The sequence below is a fragment of the Streptomyces sp. NPDC059897 genome (genome assembly GCF_042730865.1).
In the GTDB taxonomy this organism is placed as follows: Bacteria; Actinomycetota; Actinomycetes; order Streptomycetales; family Streptomycetaceae; genus Streptomyces.
In genome coordinates, this window is the sequence record NZ_JBHWKQ010000026.1 from 44,198 (window position 1) to 61,583 (window position 17,386).

A 17,386-nucleotide genomic window follows, 5' to 3' on the forward strand; every position below is an offset into this window, starting at 1 on the left:
CTCGCACGTAGAGCCGTTGTGGCCCGTACGGGAGACGTTCTCCTGGCCACCTCGCGCCCTGAGGACGCTCAAAGACTTCAACACCTTCGCCCACCCGCTCAGGCAATGGCCGGCCGCTCCCTGAGTAGCCTGCCTGCGCGGCCAATTGATCTCTTAAATCGCTCGTCTAGTTCTACAGCGGCGGTTACCGTCCTGTCATGGACGACTCGCTCTCGTATGAGAGCTTCTACCAGGGGGCCAGAACGGCGGCCCACAGGGCCATGAGCGACCATGGCCGCCCGGAGTACGACGAGTTCGCTCTGCACGCCGGCGTGGCGGTCGAGAAGCTCGCCAAGGCGATCCTTGCCGCAAAGAACCCGGTCTACGTCGCGGAGATCAGCCACAACAGCGCGGACATGGTCATGCATCTCGGCGGACATGTTCAGTTGGACAAGAAGAAGGTCCGCACCGTCAGCGCTACCGAGGCCATCAGACGGCTTCGGAAGATAGGTGTTCTCAAGGCCGATACCGATCTCGACCTGCTGATCGAGATACGCAACGGCGCCGTACACGCCACCCCGGACAGCACCCTTGCCAAGGGGATGGTCTCCCCCCTCGCCCGGACGATCGAGACGCTGCTCATCGATGTCGGCAGGCCACTGGACGACTTCTGGGGACGGTGGACGAAGGCCGTCAAGGACGCAGTGGACGAGCAGAAGGACGCAGTCTTCCAGGACGTCCAACTCCGCATGAGTCAGGCTCGGCATCGCCTGGAGGATCGCCTCGAAGGTCTGCCCTTGCCCAACGAGATCCGACTCCCACCCAAGTGGTCCGGCTTCAGCTTCTTCTTCGGAGCGGCCGATCCCGATATTGACGGAGACACCGTTTCCGTGAATGGCGGTGCTGGCTGCCCAGCCTGTGGCAGGGAGGCGACGGTGACGGTGGGGCCCTCCTCCGACAAGGGCGCGGTCGCTGTGGCACTGACATGCCCGTGGTGCCAACTTCATCTCAACAGTCCAGAAGAGATAGAGGCATCGGAAGCCGACCTGGACACATCTCTAGAGGTTGCAGAAGCCGCCCTCCGCGGCGAATTGGACTAGAGGTTGTCCGGGCTTGCCGTAGCGGTTTGTGAATGCCCGGGATTGTCTTCAGACGGTTGATCGTCCGCTCGACGGTGTTGCGAGGCCGACGGGGCCTGTGAGCGTACGTTGCAGCAGCTTCAGACCACGGCGGAGGCGGCAGGTGAGATCGATTGGGCCGTCGCTGCCGCTTCGGCCTCGGGGCCTCTCACTGCGCAGTGCAATCGCCACCACTACACGTCGGCAAACCAGTGCGTATCTAGCTCGGACAAGCTATTGGCAGCAAGTGCGCACACTTCCTGGATCTGCTGGCAGCCGCTGCGCGATTGCGCGCACGTAGCCGGAACCTACAGGGGGTGCGGCGCAGCAGGGACGTGTCGGAGAGCAGCACTCCGCACGGGTGCATGGCGATCCCGCGCGGCAGCGCGTCGAGCGCCTCGACCAGGTCCCACATCCGGCTGCCGCCGTGCGCCTCCGGGTCGATGCCGCGCAGCTCAGGCAGCTCCCGGAGCGCGGAACGTGCGTCGCGGGCGCGGATGTGCGGGAAGGACTTCGCGAGCCGGTCCACCTCGGCCGGCTCCATGCCGAGGGCGAGGCCCACGTCCCGTACGGCGTGCCGGACCCGGTAGGTCTCCGGCATGGACACCGTGGCCACCCGCTCGGGTCCGAAGCGGTCCAGGATCGACCGGTAGACCTCCAGGCGGCGGGCGGACTCCACGTCGATGTCGATGTCGGGCAGTTCCATGCGCTGCTCGGACAGGAAGCGCTCCATGAGGAGCCCGTGTTCGACCGGGTCGGCGGTGGCGATGCCGAGGAGGTGATTGACGAGCGAGCCCGCGCCGGAGCCGCGCGCCGCGACCCGGATACCCAACTCGCGGGTATCGGCGACGACTTGGGCGACGGTGAGGAAGTACGAGGCGTAGCCGAGGCGTTCGATCAGGCCCAGCTCGTCCTCCAGACGCTCCCAGTACCGGCGCTTGTAGTCGTAGCGGCGGGCCAGCATCGCGGCGTCGCAGCGCGAGCGGAGCACCCGGTCGGGGGTGCGGCGGGCGGCGCCGACGAGGTCCGGTTCGGGGAAGTGCACGCGGCCGAGCCCCAGGTCGTCCTCGGGGTCGACGCGGCAGGCCGCGGCCGTGTCCTCGGTGACGGCGAGGAGGCGGCGCGCGGTGTTCTCGCGGTACCCGGCGGCCTCGGACACCTGCTCGGCGATGCGTTTCATGTCGGCGGCCGGCTTGAGCCAGCGTTCGCCGCTGTCGAGGGCGCCGCGCGGGTCGATCGGCACCAGGCGGCGCGCGGAGTCGAGCACGTCCGCGACCGGGCCCTGTCCGGCGTCGGCGTAGCGGACGGCGTTGCTGAGCACGGGGAGGATCCCCTGCTCCGCGGCGAAGCCGAGGGCGCGGGCGGCATGCCGCAGCGAGCCGGGTCCGGTGCCGCTCAGGCCGTGGGAGACCACCTCGACGCGCAGCGCCGCGCTGCCGTACCGCTCCCGCCAGGGCGCGAGGAGCCGGGCCGCGCGGTCCGGGCGTCCGGCGGCGAGCGCGCGGCCGACGTCCGAGTCGGGGCCGAGGAGGACGACGACGTGGTCCGCCCCCAGTACGCCCCACGACAGCAATGGCCTGCGGTTGTCCCCCGCGTCGCGGTGGGCATCGGTGACGAGCCGGCACAGTTCGGCCCAGCCGGCCGCACCGTCCCGGGCGAGGAAGGTGACGCGCTGCGCCGACTCGTCGACGAAGGCGCCGCCCCTGGCCGGTGCGCGCCGCCGTTCGGTGCGCTCGGCCGCCTCGGCCGGCGCGGCGACGGCGAGGTCCACCCCGAACAGCGGGCGGATGCCGGCCTTGCCCGCGGCCTTGGCGAAGCGGACGGCGCCGCCGAGGGTGTCCCGGTCGGTCAGGGCGAGGGCGTCGAGGCCGCGCTCGGCGGCCCGCTCGGCGAGCGCGTCCGGGTGCGAGGCCCCGTACCGCAGGGAGAAGCCTGAGGCGGTGTGCAGATGCGTAAAGCCCCGCATCCGGACCACCTCGCCACTACTCCCCCCTCTGTACGACCTGCCACACCAGCCTCATCAGGGCCGATGACCTCACCGTAAACCATGTTCGAATATTTGTGCGAGCCGAAACGGCCACCCGGAACCCGCCACCTGGAACCCGCCCCACCCGTTCGGCCCTCCCCGACTGCATGAGCGGGGGCCGCCCCCGAGCGTTGAGGCATGAAGTTCGCCGAAGAGTTCAAGAACGCCGTCACCCCCCGAGCCGCGCTCCTCGTCATCGGTGTCCTGGCTCTCCAGCTCCTGTTCATCACCTCCTACGTGGGGGCGCTGCACAATCCGAAACCGAAGGACGTCCCGTTCGGCGTCGTCGCGCCGCAGCCCGCGGCGGCGAAGCAGCTCGCGCAGCAGCTGGACAAGCTGCCGGGCTCCCCGCTCGACGCGCGGGTGGTCAGCGACGCGAAGACCGCGCGCAACCAGGTCCTGAACCGGGAGATCGACGGCGCCCTGGTGTTCAAGGCGAAGGGCGCGCAGGACACCCTCTACGTCGCGTCCGGCGGGGGCACCGTCCTGGCGTCCGCCCTCGAAGGCCTGGCCACCACGATCGACGCCCAGCAGCAGCGCACGGTGCGGACCGTCGACGTGGCGCCGGCGTCGGCGCAGGACTTCGACGGGCTCTCGGCCTTCTATCTCGTCGTCGGCTGGTGCGTCGGCGGCTATCTGTGCGCGTCGATCATGTCGATCAGTGCCGGGTCCAAGCCGGCGAGCCCGCAGCGCGCCGCCATCCGGCTCGGCTCGCTCGCGGTCTTCGCGATCGTGGGCGGCATCGGCGGCTCACTGATCATCGGCGACTCGATCCTGGGCGCGCTGCCGGGCTCCTTCTGGGGGCTTGCCGGGCTCGGCGCCCTGATCACCCTCGCGGTCGGCGCGATCACGCTGGCCCTGGAGGAACTCACGGGTGTCGTCGGCATCGGCCTCGCGGTGCTCCTCATCGTCATCGCGGGCAACCCGAGCGCGGGCGGCGCCTTCCCGCTGCCGATGCTGCCGCCGTTCTGGGAGGCGATCGGCCCCTGGCTGCCGCCGGGCGCGGGCACCTGGGCGGCCCGCTCCATCGCCTACTTCAAGGGCAACGACCTCACCCAGTCCCTGCTCGTCCTGTCGGCGTGGGCGGTGGTGGGCATCGCGGCGACGCTGCTGGTGTCGGGGCTGCGCGAGAAGCGCCGGGGCGCGCGGGCGACGGCGCCGACCGCCGGGTCCCACGCCGGACCCGCCGTGGGCGGCGCCGGATCCACCGCCGGGCCCTCCGCGTAAACCTTCCGCACCGCTCGGGCCCGGCCGGGCAGGCCAGCTCCGTCAAGCGGATGGAGCCGACCGCGCAGGCCCAGCTCGGTCCGCTCGGCCTGTGGGTCGCGATGACCTGCAACGGCTTCACGGGCCTCGTCGGCTGGAACCGGGTCGCGGGCTGGTCCGGGCTCGCCGCGACGGCCGGGGCGCTGTATCTGCCGGCCGGGCAGGTGATGGCGTCGACGTGGGGGCGGGCGGTGCTGCCGATGGGCCGGTTCCTGGCACCGCGGGAGCCCGCCGAGGCGTGACGGGGGACACGACTCGACGGGCTCGCTCCGGGGCCGCCGGGCGGCGGTGTTACGCGGTGGTTCCGTAGTACGCCTGCCGCATCAGCCGCTTCATGTCGTCGATCATCGGCATCCGTGGGTTGGCGGGCGCGCACTGGTCGGCGTAGGCGTTCATGGCCTGCTGCGGCAGGGCCTCCAGGAAGGCCGCCTCGTCGACGCCCGCCGCCTGGAAGGACGCCGGGATGCCGCACCGCTCGCGCAGCTCCTCGACGGCCCTCGCGTACGACTCCACGCCCTGCTCGGGGGTGGCGGCGGGCAGGCCGAGCATCCTGGCGATGTCCTGGAGCCGCTCGGGCGCCCGGTACGTCTCGGCCTTCGGCCACGGCGTCGCCTTGTACGCGACGGTGCCGTTGTGCCGGATGACGTGCGGCAGGAGCAGCGCGTTGGTGCGGCCGTGGGCGACGTGGAAGGTGTTGCCGAGGGTGTGCGCCATGGCGTGGACGAGGCCGAGGAAGGCGTTGGCGAAGGCCATGCCCGCGATGGTCGAGGCGTTGTGCATCTTCTCGCGCGCCTCGGGGGCCTTCGCGCCGTCCTTCACGCAGGCTTCCAGGTTCTCGAAGATGAGCCTGATCGCCTGGAGGCACTGGCCGTCGGTGAAGTCGTTCGCGTACACGGAGACGTACGCCTCGGTGGCGTGGGTCAGCGCGTCGAAGCCGGAGTCGGCGGTGACGGCCGGCGGCAGGTTCATCGGCAGCGTCGGGTCGACGATCGCGACGTTCGGGGTGAGCGCGTAGTCCGCCAGGGGGTACTTCTGGGCGGCGGCCGGGTCGGAGATGACGGCGAAGGGGGTGACCTCGGAGCCGGTCCCCGAGGTGGTCGGGATCGCGACGAGCTTCGCCTTCTCCCCCAGCTGCGGGAACTTATAGGCCCGCTTGCGGATGTCGAAGAACTTCTCCTTCGTGTCCGCGAACTCGACCTCGGGGCGCTCGTACATCAGCCACATGATCTTCGCGGCGTCCATCGGGGAGCCGCCGCCGAGCGCGACGATCGTGTCGGGCCGGAACTCCCGCATCGCGGCGGCGCCCGCCTGCACGGTCGCCAGCTCCGGGTTCGGCTCGACGTTGTCGATGACCTGCAAGGTCACCGCCGTGGGCCGGGAGTTGAGAATGTCGGTGATCTTCCGTACGAAGCCGATGTCGCTCATCGTCCGGTCAGTGACGACGGTGACCCGGTGCACGTCGTCCATCTCGGCGAGGTACTTGACGGCGCCCCGCTCGAAGTAGATCTTCGGCGGGATCTTGTACCACTGCATGTTGGTGTTGCGCCGCCCGATCCGCTTGATGTTGACGAGGTTGACCGCGGAGACGTTGTTGGAGACCGAGTTGTGGCCGTAGGAGCCGCAGCCGAGGGTCAGCGAGGGGACGAAGGCGTTGTAGACGTCGCCGATGCCGCCGAAGGTGGAGGGCGCGTTGACGATGACGCGGACCGCCTTGACGCGGCGCCCGAACTCCTCGGCCAGTTCCGGGGATTCGGTGTGAATGGCGGCGGAGTGGCCGAGGCCGTTGAACTCGACCATTTGGGCGGCGAGTTCGAGGCCGTGCCCGGTGTCGTTCGCCTTGAGGGCGGCGAGGACCGGGGAGAGCTTCTCGCGGGTGAGCGGTTCGCCGGGGCCGACCTCCGTGCACTCGGCGACGAGGATCGAGGTGTCCTCGGGGACCTCGAAACCGGCCTGTTCGGCGATCCAGGTCGCGGACTTGCCGACGACGGACGCGTTGAGCTTCGCGCCCGCGCAGTCGTGGCCGTGGGCGGTGGCGCCGAAGACGAACTCCTCCAGCTTGGCCTTCTCTGCGGCCGTCACCACGTGCGCCTTGAGCCGTCGCAGCTCGGCGATCCCGTCCTCGTAGATCTCCGCATCGAGGATCACGGCCTGCTCGGAGGCGCAGATCATGCCGTTGTCGAAGGCCTTGGAGAGCACGATGTCGTGGATGGCGCGCTGGAGCTTGGCGTCCTTGGCGACGTACGCGGGTACGTTGCCCGCGCCGACGCCGAGGGCGGGCTTGCCGCACGAGTAGGCGGCCTTGACCATGGCGTTTCCGCCGGTGGCGAGGATCGTGGAGACGCCCTCGTGGTTCATGAGGAGGCCGGTCGCCGCCATGGACGGCTCCGCTGTCCACTGCACGCAGTTCTCCGGCGCCCCGGCCTCGATCGCGGCGTCGCGCACGATGCGCGCGGCCTCGGCGGAGCAGTTCTGGGCGCTGGGGTGGAAGGCGAAAATGATCGGGTTGCGGGTCTTCAGGGCGATCAGCGCCTTGAAGACGGTGGTCGACGTGGGGTTGGTGACGGGGGTCATCGCGCAGATGACGCCGACCGGTTCGGCGATCTCGGTGATGCCGTTGAGCTCGTCGCGGGAGACGACACCGGCCGTCTTCAGGCCGCGCAGCGAGTTCACGACGTGTTCGCAGGCGAAGAGGTTCTTGACCGCCTTGTCCTCGAACAGGCCGCGGCCGGTCTCCTCGACGGCGGCCTTCGCCAGGTCGCCGTGGTGGGCGAGCGCCGCGAGCGACGCCTTCTTGACGATGTGGTCGACCTGTTCCTGGTCGTAGGTCTCGAACGCCGCGAGCGCTTCGCGCGCTCCAGCGACCAGTTCGTCGACCGTCCCCTCGATACCCTCGGCACCCTCGACACCCTCGACATCCACGGCAGGCTCCCTTTTCGTGCCTTTTCGCTGATGCCTCAATTCCACACCTTTACGTTCCACTGAGGTGTCGGAGAACGTCCTCGGCCCGTGGGACCAAGGTCCCGCACCCAAAGACGAAGGCCCCGCCCCCGGTCTCCCGGGGGCGGGGCCCAAAAGGCGTCGGCCGGTCAGCCGATTTCCGTGCCCGTGGCGGAGAGCGCCTCCGTCACCGGCTGGAAGAACGTCTCGCCGCCGGACGTGCAGTCGCCGCTGCCGCCCGAGGTGAGCCCGATCGCCGAGTCGCCCGAGAAGAGCGAGCCGCCGCTGTCACCGGGCTCGGCGCAGACGTCGGTCTGGATGAGGCCGTTGACGACGTCGCCGTTGCCGTAGTTCACGGTGGCGTCGAGGCCCTTCACCGTGCCGTCGTGCACCTGCGTGGTGGAGCCGGAGCGGGTCACCTGCATGCCCACGGTCGCTTCCGCGGCCTTGGTGATCTGCTGCGAGGAACCGTTGTAGAGGTTGACCTCACTGGGGTGCTCGACGTCCGCCGTGTACGTCACCAGGCCGTAGTCGTTGTCCGGGAAGCTGGAGTCGGCGTTGGTGCCGATCTCCTGCCCGTCGGCGTCCGCCCAGGTGGATATCGACTCGGTGCAGTGGCCCGCCGTGAGGAAGGCCGGCTCGCCGCCCTTGGTCACGTTGAAGCCGAGGGAACAGCGGCTGCCGCCACCGGTGATGGCGTCGCCGCCCGCGATGAACGGCTTGAACTCGCCCTGGCTGCGCTTGAGCTCGGCCTTGCCGCCGAGCTTCTCGACGACGCCGGTGAGCTGGTTCCAGTCGGCACCCTTGACCGTGCGGTCGGCGGTGACGACGACCTTGTTGGTGGCGGGGTCGACGGCCCAGGACGTGCCCGGGATGGTCGCGTCCTGCTTCAGGGCCGTGCGCGCGCCCTTGAGCTCGGCGAGGGAGTTCTGCACGACTCTGGCCTTCGCGCCTGCGGCCTGCGCCGTCTGCGCGGCGTCGTCGTTCAGGACGTTGACGACGAGCTGCTTGGTCTTGGCGTCGTAGTAGCTGCCCGCCGATTCCGCGCCCAGGTCCTTGGTCAGGCTCGAGGCGAGAGTTCCGGCCTTGGCGATCGACAGTGTCCGGGGCGCCAGGTCGGGAGCGTCGGTGCTGGCGTTCGCGGTCTGGAAGGTGATGCCCGCTGCGGCCAGGGCGAAGATTCCCGCTCCGACCACGGCGGCACGCCGCTTGGGTATGCGTCGGTGCTTCAACTCACGTCCTCCTGTGGGGGGTTGGGATACCGGTTCGTGTGGGGACGGACCGGATCCGTGAGGCTGACTTGGCCACTATCCCGACCGTCACAGGGAACACACAAGGTCGACTTCCGGACGCGCGTTCGCCAACCGTCGTACGCCCCGCGCACCTTGGGGGCGCCCCCGCACCGCACGTCGATCCCCATTGCAAACACACCGGGCACCCGGGGGTGGGCGGAGGGTGAGGTCTAGTCCTGTCCGGATTTCGCCCCTGCTTGCCCACCGTTCACGGCTGATTCGGGGGCCTCCGCCGCCCCTTCCTCCTCGGACCCGGGCGGCCGCGCCGATGCCTCGGTCAGCCCCGGCAGTGCCCCTTCGGCGAGTTGGGTGACGGCGGAGCGCGCCGCGCGCTCGGCGTCCCCCGGCGTGGCCCGCTCCAGGAAGCGCAGCAGTTCGACCGGGAACGGCAGCACCAGCGTCGAGTTCTTCTCGGCCGCGACCGCCACCACGGTTTGCAGGAGGCGCAGTTGGAGCGCGGCGGGCTGGTCCGACATCACACCGGCCGCCTCGGCGAGCTTCTTCGAGGCCTGCAGCTCGGCGTCGGCGTTGATGACACGGGCGCGGCGCTCACGGTCGGCCTCGGCCTGCCGGGCCATCGAGCGTTTCATGGTCTCCGGCAGCGACACGTCCTTGATCTCGACGCGGTCGATCTGCACGCCCCAGCCCACGGCCGGGCTGTCGATCATCAGCTCCAGGCCCTGGTTGAGCTTCTCCCGGTTCGACAGCAGATCGTCGAGGTCGCTCTTGCCGATGATGGAACGCAGCGACGTCTGCGCCATCTGCGAGACCGCGAACCGGTAGTCCTCGACCTGCACCACGGCCTCGGCAGCGTCGACGACCTTGAAGTAGATGACGGCGTCCACCCGCACCGTGACGTTGTCCCGCGTGATGCCGTCCTGCGCGGGCACCGGCATCGTCACGATCTGCAGATTGACCTTACGGAGCCGGTCCACGAACGGCACGATCATCGTGAACCCCGGGCCGCGCACGGACTTGGTGAGCCGGCCGAGCCGGAACACCACCCCGCGCTCGTACTGTTTGACGACCCGCGCCGCGGACATCACGTAGACCCCGCCGGCACATGCGACGGCCACTCCCGCCGCCACCAGTTCCTCGACCATCTCACGGCCCCCCAGGGTCCGAAGTGGGCGCAAAAGGCGTGTACTTCGAAGGTAATCCCGTAAGGGGCGCTTAGGGAGAGCCCCCGCCCGGCCGAAATGGCCGGACGGGGGCTCAACTGCTGGCTGCGACTGCGGAACGTGACTCGGGGTGGAGCGGCCGGATCAGTAGACGCTCACTCCGTACGCGCTGAGCGCCTCGGTCACCGGCTGGAAGAACGTGGTGCCGCCGGAGGAGCAGTTGCCGCTGCCGCCGGAGGTGAGGCCGTAGGCGGTGGAGCCGCCGTAGAGCGGGCCGCCGGAGTCGCCGGGCTCGGCGCAGACCGTGGTCTGGATGAGGCCGGAGACGATGTCGCCGCCGCCGTAGTTCACGGTGGCGTTGAGGGCGGTGACCCGGCCGCTGTGCGTGCCGGTGGTGGAGCCCTTGCGGGTGACGGTGGTGCCGACGGACGGCGTGGCCGCGCGCGTGATGTCCACGCTGCCTACGGTGCCGGGGTGGGCGACCCCGCTCGCGTACCTGACGATGCCGTAGTCGTTGCCGGGGAAGCTGGACCCGGTGGTGGTGCCGGCGGTCGCGGTGCGCGCGGAGTTGGACCACCAGGTCCCGGCGCCGTCGGTGCAGTGACCGGCGGTCAGGAAGTAGTAGGTCCCCGCGCTGTTGCGGACGTTGAAGCCGAGGGAGCAGCGCCAGCTGCTCGCGTAGATGGCGTCACCGCCGGATATCAGCTTCTTGAAGGTGCCCGCCGTGCGCTCGATCTTGAGGGCGCCCGCGGTGTCGCCGGCCGCCTTCTTGATCTTGCTGATCTCGGCCTGCGAGACCGTGCTGTCGACGGTGACGACGACCTGTTTGGTCTTGGAGTCGACGGCCCAGGCGGTACCGGCGACATCCGCGGTGCGGACGGCGTCCCGGGTCTGGGTGAGTTCGGAGGCGCTGAACGTCTGCGATGCGTCGGACGCGTTGGCGGAGGGAATCGCGAATGCTGCCACGGCGAGCAGACCGGAACCGACGGCGATCAGCCGGGTCGATCTGGTTCTGCCGCTGCGGGGGGTGCTGCGCTTGATCCTCACTGCTCGTTCCTCCCGTAGGGAAGTCGGGGGCCCTCGTGGGGTGGGGCCCGTGAGGCGCAGTCAGGGGACGGGCGGCTGTCCGGATTCCGAACCCGCCGTGCCCCTGACAATCGCTGACGGGAGTATTCGCCGGTCCGGCCGCCGCGCACAAGAGCGCCTTTCGGACTTCCGCCACTTCTCCGCAATCGCCCCCGCTCTGTGCGCGACCGGTGCGTCAGGAACCGCAGTCACAGCACGAGCAGCAGTCACAGCAGTCGCAGCAGTCCGATCCGTCGCAGCTGCGGCAGCAGCCCTCGCGCTTCTTCCGGGACCAGGCCCCCTCGTACTCCTTGGCGCAGCACGCCTTGCACGTGCAGCACAGCCCGATCGCGACGGCGCACCCGGCGAGCAGCCCCCGCTTCCCCGGCTTCGGCGACTTCCCGAACGGGTCGCCCCCGGGGCCGCCGGGACCGCCCGGCCCACCGGAGCCGCCGGAGCCACCGCCGCCGTACGGATTGCCGCCGTCGTACGGATGGTGGGGCCCGTACGACCCCGGGCCCCCGGAGCCGTACGGCGCGTCGTCGCCGTGCTGCGGCGTCGACGCCGACCCGGAGTGCGCGTGGGCGGTGGCGCAGCCCTCGGTCCCGAACGCCCGGTCCACCGAGCGGCCCAGCTCGTGCGCGAGGAGCAGGTGCGCCAGCTTGCCGTCCACGAACTCGACGTCGCGCAGGGCGAGCCGGACGCCGTGCAGCGCGTCGTCGGCGAGGCGCCGCGCCACCACGAGCGATGTGCCGGTGGCGGTGAGCGGGTTCCAGGCCCCGGAGGCGGCATCGGCCTCCCGGTCCTCGACGGCGTCGAGCAGATGCGCGAGCCGCCCGAACAGCCGCCCCACCTCGGCGAGCGGCTCGGCGTTCGCGGGCCGCCCGGCGAGCGTCGCGGTGTGCGCGAAGGCGGCGGCGGTCGCGGTCTCGGTCGGCTCGGTCACGGCGAGCACGCTGCTGCCGGGCCCGGCGAGCGTCTCGACTCCGGCCTGCCGCTCGACGGCGTCGACCAGGACCGCCGTGTCGAACCCGACGTCAGATCCCGTACGGGCCCCGGCCCTTGTCCAGCCCGCGGCGACCTTCCGCGCGGCGGCGGCCACCGGCCTGCGCGCGAAAAGTCCGTCGCGGTCCTCGACGTGGTCGCGCACCTTCGCCGAGGCGAGAACGAGCGAGACGGCGGCGGCGAGCCGCGCGCCCTCGCCCTGGGCTACGGAGGCGCCGCGCATGCCGCGCAGCGGGCACGGACCGGCCTGCCGCCGCCACGCACCGCCTCCCGCGCCCGCCCGCCCGCTCTGAGCCTCCGTCAGAACCGAGATGAGCAGACCGTCGTAGTTGGTGACGACGCGGGCGAACTGCCCGTGGTCGCCGCGCAGCGCCAGACACAGCCCGCAGAGGTGCGCCATCCACTGGGTCCTGAGGCTCTCGCCGAGCCGATGAGAGCAGGGCCGAACCATGCCGAACAAGAAGACTCCCCCGTGCACCGAATGACGGCCCGTCAACTCGGGTGGCCGTCCCCGGCATCGTATCGACCCCTTGCGCGAGCCTCCCGTTCACCCGTACGCACCGAAGGTCACCCATACGCCGTGAAGAATCATATTTCACTCACCATCAGCAGCCGTATCCCGTACAACCCTTGGGAACTGGGGGACAACGTCACGCAGACTGTGCACCAGTACCGTCACGAAACCCCCGCGCGGCGACTATCCCCTTGGCGTCGCATCTGCATCATGGACGAACATTGGGGATGCACGACATGCGGAACGCAGAGGAACCGCTGTGAGAGGAGGCGTCCATGGGATCGGTGCGCAAGGCGAGTGCCTGGCTTGGCCTCGTCGACGACAACGATGACGAGCGTTACTACGACGACGACTACGACGAGGGGCCCGAGCCCGCCGCCGCCGGCGACGCGGCCTGGGTCACGGACCCGCGCGTGAAGGTCGCCTCCGAGGAGGCCCAGGAGAAGGGCCGCCGGATCGGCACGGTGACCCCCGACACCTTCCGGGACGCGCGGCGCATCGGCGAGATGTTCCGGGACGGCGTCCCGGTCATCATGAACCTCACGTCGATGGAGCCGGCCGACGCCAAGCGCGTGGTGGACTTCGCGGCGGGCCTGATCTTCGGCCTGCGGGGTTCGATCGACCGGGTCGCCACGCGGGTGTTCCTGCTGAGCCCCGCGGACACGCAGATCGTCTCGGGCCGTGACACCAAGGCCCCGGCGGACGGTTTCTTCAACCAGAGCTGAGCGGTTCGGGGGCCTCCCCCGAACCGCACGTCACGCGGCCGAGGACGCCGAGGACTCAGCCTGTGACGCGGCCCGCCGCGGCGCCGCCACGTCCGCGTCGTCCGCCGCGGGCGTCTCGCACTCCATCCGCCGGGGCAGCCGCAGCGCGGCGAGCGCCCCGACGAACAGCAGGACCGCGCTGACCACCAGCGTGACGTGCAGGCCGTGCACGAACGCGGCGCGTGCGGCATCCCGCAGCGCGTCCCCCGCCGCGCCCCCGAGCCGCGCGGCGATCTGGTACGCCTCCCCCAGTGAGTGCCCCGCGGCGGTCGACGCGCCGTCGGAGACCCCCGGCACATTGCCGAGCCCGGGCGCGTACGCCGCGTTCATCACGGAGCCGAGCAGCGCGATGCCCATGCCGGCGCCCAGCTGGTACGAGGTCTCGCCGATCGCGGCCGCGCCACCGGCGTCGTCCGCGGGCGCCTCCGTGAGCATCGACTCGTAGGCCCCGAACAGCGTGGTCTGGAAGCCGAAGCCGAGCAGGACGAAGCCGAAGCCGAGCAGCCACGGCTTGTCCTGCTGGCCCATCGCGCAGAGCATCAGCACGGCGCAGGCGGTCAGCGCGAAGCCGGACGACACCATGGCGCGCGGCCCGAAGCGGCGCAGGTTCGCGGAGCCGATGATGCCCGCGGTCATCGCGGCGAAGGTCAGCGGCAGCATCCGCAGACCGGTCTCCAGCGGGCTCAGGCCGAGCACCAGCTGCAGGTACTGGACCGCGATCAGTTCGAGGCCGACGAGGGCGAGCATCGCGATGACGATGCAGCCGACGGAGGTGGAGAACGCGACCCGCGAGAACAGCTTCATGTCGATGAGCGGGTGCTCGCGGCGGCGCTGGCGGCGCACGAAGAGGAAGAGCAGCACGACACCGACGAGGAACGGCAGCACGGCCTCTGCGTCGAGCAGATCGCGCTTGGTGCCGAGCTCCTTGATGCCGTAGACGACGCCGAGCACGCCGAGCGCGGCGAGCAGCGCGCCGAACAGGTCCCACGGACCGTCGCTGCGCCCCTTGGACTCGGGCACGAGGACCCGGCACAGCGGCAGCATGATCAGCATCAGCGGGATGTTGATGAGGAAGACGGAGCCCCACCAGAAGTGCTCGACGAGGAAGCCGCCGAGTACGGGCCCGGTGGCGGCGCCGACCGCGGCGACCGCGGTCCACACGCCGATCGCGACGGCCCGCTCGTGCCGGTCGGGGAAGACGTCGCGCAGGATCGAGAGCGTCGCGGGCATGATCATCGCGCCGCCGATGCCGAGGATCGCGCGGGCCACGATGAGCACCTGCGCGGTGTCGGAGAACACGGCGAGCGCGGAGGCCGCGCCGAACAGGGCGTAGCCGAGCAGCAGGATCCTCCGGCGGCCGACCCGGTCGCCGAGCGTGCCGAAAAGGATCAGCAGCGAGGCGCACACGAGCGGATACGCGTCGCCGATCCACAGGAGCTCGACGGAGGTCGGCTTGAGGTCCTCGGTGACCGCGGGCAGCGCCACGTAGAGGATGGTCGAGTCGAGGGCGACCAGAAGAAGACTTGTGCACAGGACGACGAGGACGACCCAGCGGTGGGGTCGGGTGCCCATTGCGGCCAGGCGCCCGAGCGCGCGCCCGGAGGCCGTGTTCGTCCCGGACATGTACGTACCTCCCAGTGGTCCTCGCGTTCGGCGGTTCCCAGGACAGGGGATGCCATAGGCGTTGTCTGGGTTCCGGCTCGGGAGGAGCGGTCTCCCGGCCCCGCGGCGACAAGGCGAGTAAGCCGTCAGCGTACGCGAGTTCTCGCCAATGACACGTGGCGGACCTCTCAAGGTGACCGCACGCGGGTGTGGCGTGCACCACTCGAGGGACGGGGACCTGCTGGTGGGGCGGACGGGACGGACGCCGATAATCGGGGCCGTGACGGACGTGGACCAACGACATCGACCCTCGCCGCGGCACGCCGCGCCCGCCCTGCTCGGATACGCCGCCGTGCGGGCGCTCGGCCTGCTCGTGCTCGCCGTGTGGAGCGCGGCGAACGGCAAGAGCGCGCACACGCTGCTGACGGCCCGCTGGGACTCGCTCTGGTACACGCGGGTCGCCGAGCACGGCTACGGCTGGTCGGTGACGCTGCCCGACGGCACCGTGCACTCGAATCTCGCGTTCTTTCCGCTCCTTCCGTGGCTCGAACGTTTCGTCTCGGCCGTCAGCCCGCTGTCGTACGCGGACGCGGGCCTCGTGGTGAGCCTGCTCGCCTCGCTCGCGGCGGCGTGGGGGATCTTCGCCGTGGGCGACCTGCTGCACGGGAGGCGGGCGGGGATCTGTCTCGCCGTGCTGTGGGGCGCGCTGCCCGTCGGGATCGTGACGTCGATGGCGTACAGCGAGGCGCTGTTCACGGCGCTCGCGGCGTGGGGCCTGTACGCGGTGCTGCGCCGGCACTGGGTGCTCGCGGGGCTGCTCGCCGCGCTCGCGGGGCTGACCCGGCCGATCGGGGCGGCCGTGGTCGCGGCGGTGTGGGTGGCGGCTGTCCTGTGGGTCGTACGGGAGCGAAGAGGGAGAGGCGCGCAGCGCGGCCTTGGAAGGGCGGCGGCGGGAGACGGGCGGGAGTCGTGGCGCCTCGTCATCGGGGTGCTGCTGGCTCCGCTGGGCGCCGCGGGGTACGTGCTGTGGGTCGGGCGGCGGACCGGTGGCGGGCTGTTCGGCTATCTCGACGTGCAGGAACAGTGGGGCAACGGCTTCGACGGGGGCATGGCCTTCGCCGGGTTCGTCGCCGACCGGTTCACGTCACCGCTGGGCGCGCTCACGGGGGTCGGCCTGATCGTCGGGGTCGCGCTGGTGATCTGGCTGTATGTCGCCGGTGTGCGGCGGCACGAGCCGGTTCCGGTGCTCGTCTACACGGGCATCGTGGTCGTGCTCGCGCTGTGCGCCTCGGGGTACTTCGGCTCGAAGCCGCGGCTGCTGCTGCCCGCGTTCCCGCTGCTGCTGCCGCTCGCGACGGCGCTCGCCGGCCGGCGTACCAGCAGGTCGGCGTGGGTGCTCGGCGGTCTCGCAGCGTTGTCGGCGGTCTACGGAGCGTTCTGGCTGAACGGGTCGGGCCCGCCGTGAGCGGTGAGTGAACGGCCAATTCCACACGGGTATCAGGTGAACGCATTCATAAGCGTCATATAATGAGCCACGGAAACGATCTTTGAATTCGGGAATCCTTCCTTCCGGGTCGTCGAAATCATGGGAATATTCGGCCACCTGAGATCAATCCCACATCACATCGTCATCACAAAGCCCGTGATTCGCGTCGGTCCACCTCTCGGTCGCTGTAGCGTCGATTGGGTGCGTACCGAACGAAACCTGACCCGCCGTGTGGAGCGGGTCTTCGCCAGGCTCGATCGCGAGCCCGAACGGCCGACCCATGTGGACATGCCCCACATGAGCCGGCACCGGGTCGTGCTCTTCGGGCTGACCCTGTCCTTCTACCTCACGATCGTCGTGGCGGTCCTCACCACGTCATGGCTGGTGGCGGTGGACTGGCAGGTCATGTTCTTCCGGCCGTACCAGCAGTGGCCGGACATCCACGCCTTCCTCGACTACTGGGTCGTCCTCGGCCAGCGCGGCCCGACGGCCGTCATGGTGACGGCATGGCTGGGCTGGCGCTCGTGGCGGCAGCACACGCTGCGGCCGCTGCTGATGTTCGGCACGGCGCTGCTGCTGCTCAACGTGACGGTGGGCGCCGCCAAGTACGGCATGGGCCGCGCGGGCCCGCACTACGCGACGGCCATCGGGTCGAGCGAGATGTGGCAGGGCGGCGACATATTTCCCTCGGGCCACACCGCGAACGCGGTGGTGACCTGGGGCATCCTCGCCTACCTCGCCTCCACCCCGCGGGCCAGGCGCTGGCTGTCCGCGGTCTCCGCGGTGATCTCCCTGAGCGTCGGCCTGACCACGGTCTACCTCGGTACGCACTGGCTGAGCGACGTACTGCTCGGCTGGGCCGCGGGCCTGCTCATCCTGCTCGCGCTCCCCTGGTTCGAGCCGCTGGTGGCCCGCGCCGAGGCGTGGATCTTCGCGGTCCGCGACCGCCTGCGCGGCCGCCGCTCCGGCGCCGGGCTGCCACAGCCGGAGACCGAGCCCGTCGCGGTTCCCGCGATGACCACGAGCCATGCGCGCGATTCCGTCGGCGCCACCAGGACGAGCCGCCAGCTGCTCCCGCAGGGCCCGCACACCCCGCGCGGCGAGCGCACACCGATCACCCCGGCGGGCAGCCGCCGCCCGGCCGCGGAGAGACTCACGCGCGGGACGCCGTCGACGAGAACGGTGTCCTAGCGCGCCCACAGACGGCGGGG

At 70.6% G+C, this 17,386-nt stretch carries 12 protein-coding genes and 1 pseudogene; 6 read left to right on the plus strand and 7 right to left on the minus strand.

Features of this window, described 5'->3' with window-relative positions; genetic code table 11:
• The first annotated feature begins 197 nt into the window (after positions 1-197).
• Positions 198-1,079 carry a hypothetical protein gene (locus tag ACFV9W_RS26035; protein ID WP_385764992.1) on the plus strand — a complete coding sequence of 294 codons (882 nt, stop codon included), beginning with the start codon at positions 198-200 and terminating at the stop codon, positions 1,077-1,079.
• A 331-nt stretch (positions 1,080-1,410) separates the two neighbouring features.
• Here the strand turns inward: ACFV9W_RS26035 and ACFV9W_RS26040 are convergent.
• Positions 1,411-3,063, minus strand: a pseudogene (locus ACFV9W_RS26040) (PHP domain-containing protein); the annotation flags it as partial.
• A gap of 198 nt (positions 3,064-3,261) precedes the next feature.
• On the opposite strand from ACFV9W_RS26040, the gene ACFV9W_RS26045 reads away from it, so the two are divergent.
• Complete coding sequence (locus ACFV9W_RS26045; RefSeq protein WP_385764994.1) at positions 3,262-4,350, plus strand: ABC transporter permease; 1,089 nt, start codon at positions 3,262-3,264, stop codon at positions 4,348-4,350.
• A gap of 50 nt (positions 4,351-4,400) precedes the next feature.
• Positions 4,401-4,631, plus strand: a complete 231-nt coding sequence (locus ACFV9W_RS26050; protein ID WP_385764996.1) for a hypothetical protein — start codon at positions 4,401-4,403, stop codon at positions 4,629-4,631.
• Between the two features lie 49 nt (positions 4,632-4,680).
• On the opposite strand, the gene adhE is transcribed toward ACFV9W_RS26050, so the two are convergent.
• The 5 genes from adhE to ACFV9W_RS26075 form a co-directional block, all read right to left on the minus strand.
• A complete protein-coding gene (gene adhE / locus ACFV9W_RS26055; protein WP_385764998.1) occupies positions 4,681-7,308 on the minus strand; it encodes a bifunctional acetaldehyde-CoA/alcohol dehydrogenase in 2,628 nt (875 codons plus the stop codon).
• A 167-nt stretch (positions 7,309-7,475) separates the two neighbouring features.
• Entirely contained in the window at positions 7,476-8,558 is a 1,083-nt protein-coding gene (locus tag ACFV9W_RS26060) for a S1 family peptidase (protein ID WP_385765000.1), read from the minus strand.
• A 230-nt stretch (positions 8,559-8,788) separates the two neighbouring features.
• On the minus strand, positions 8,789-9,721 hold the full coding sequence (locus ACFV9W_RS26065) for a slipin family protein (RefSeq protein WP_385765002.1): 933 nt from the start codon (positions 9,719-9,721) through the stop codon (positions 8,789-8,791).
• Between the two features lie 162 nt (positions 9,722-9,883).
• A complete protein-coding gene (locus tag ACFV9W_RS26070; protein WP_385765004.1) occupies positions 9,884-10,786 on the minus strand; it encodes a S1 family peptidase in 903 nt (300 codons plus the stop codon).
• 214 nt (positions 10,787-11,000) lie between these two features.
• Positions 11,001-12,269, minus strand: coding sequence for a DUF5685 family protein (locus tag ACFV9W_RS26075; protein ID WP_385765006.1), 1,269 nt, complete (start codon positions 12,267-12,269; stop codon positions 11,001-11,003).
• Between the two features lie 329 nt (positions 12,270-12,598).
• Between ACFV9W_RS26075 and ACFV9W_RS26080 the strand changes: the two genes are divergently transcribed.
• The gene (locus ACFV9W_RS26080; protein WP_385765008.1) at positions 12,599-13,048 is read left to right on the plus strand and encodes a cell division protein SepF; all 450 of its coding nucleotides are present in this window, start codon (positions 12,599-12,601) and stop codon (positions 13,046-13,048) included.
• A gap of 30 nt (positions 13,049-13,078) precedes the next feature.
• Here the strand turns inward: ACFV9W_RS26080 and ACFV9W_RS26085 are convergent, their stop codons facing one another.
• Positions 13,079-14,710 (minus strand): MFS transporter, encoded by a 1,632-nt coding sequence (locus tag ACFV9W_RS26085; RefSeq protein ID WP_385765010.1) that lies wholly within the window; start codon positions 14,708-14,710, stop codon positions 13,079-13,081.
• Between the two features lie 259 nt (positions 14,711-14,969).
• Here ACFV9W_RS26085 and ACFV9W_RS26090 point away from each other — a divergent pair, with 259 nt between their 5' ends.
• Together ACFV9W_RS26090 and ACFV9W_RS26095 are read left to right on the plus strand one after the other, a co-directional pair.
• Complete coding sequence (locus tag ACFV9W_RS26090; protein WP_385765012.1) at positions 14,970-16,154, plus strand: hypothetical protein; 1,185 nt, start codon at positions 14,970-14,972, stop codon at positions 16,152-16,154.
• 222 nt (positions 16,155-16,376) lie between these two features.
• Positions 16,377-17,366, plus strand: a complete 990-nt coding sequence (locus ACFV9W_RS26095; RefSeq protein ID WP_385765015.1) for a phosphatase PAP2 family protein — start codon at positions 16,377-16,379, stop codon at positions 17,364-17,366.
• Positions 17,367-17,386 lie beyond the last annotated feature (20 nt).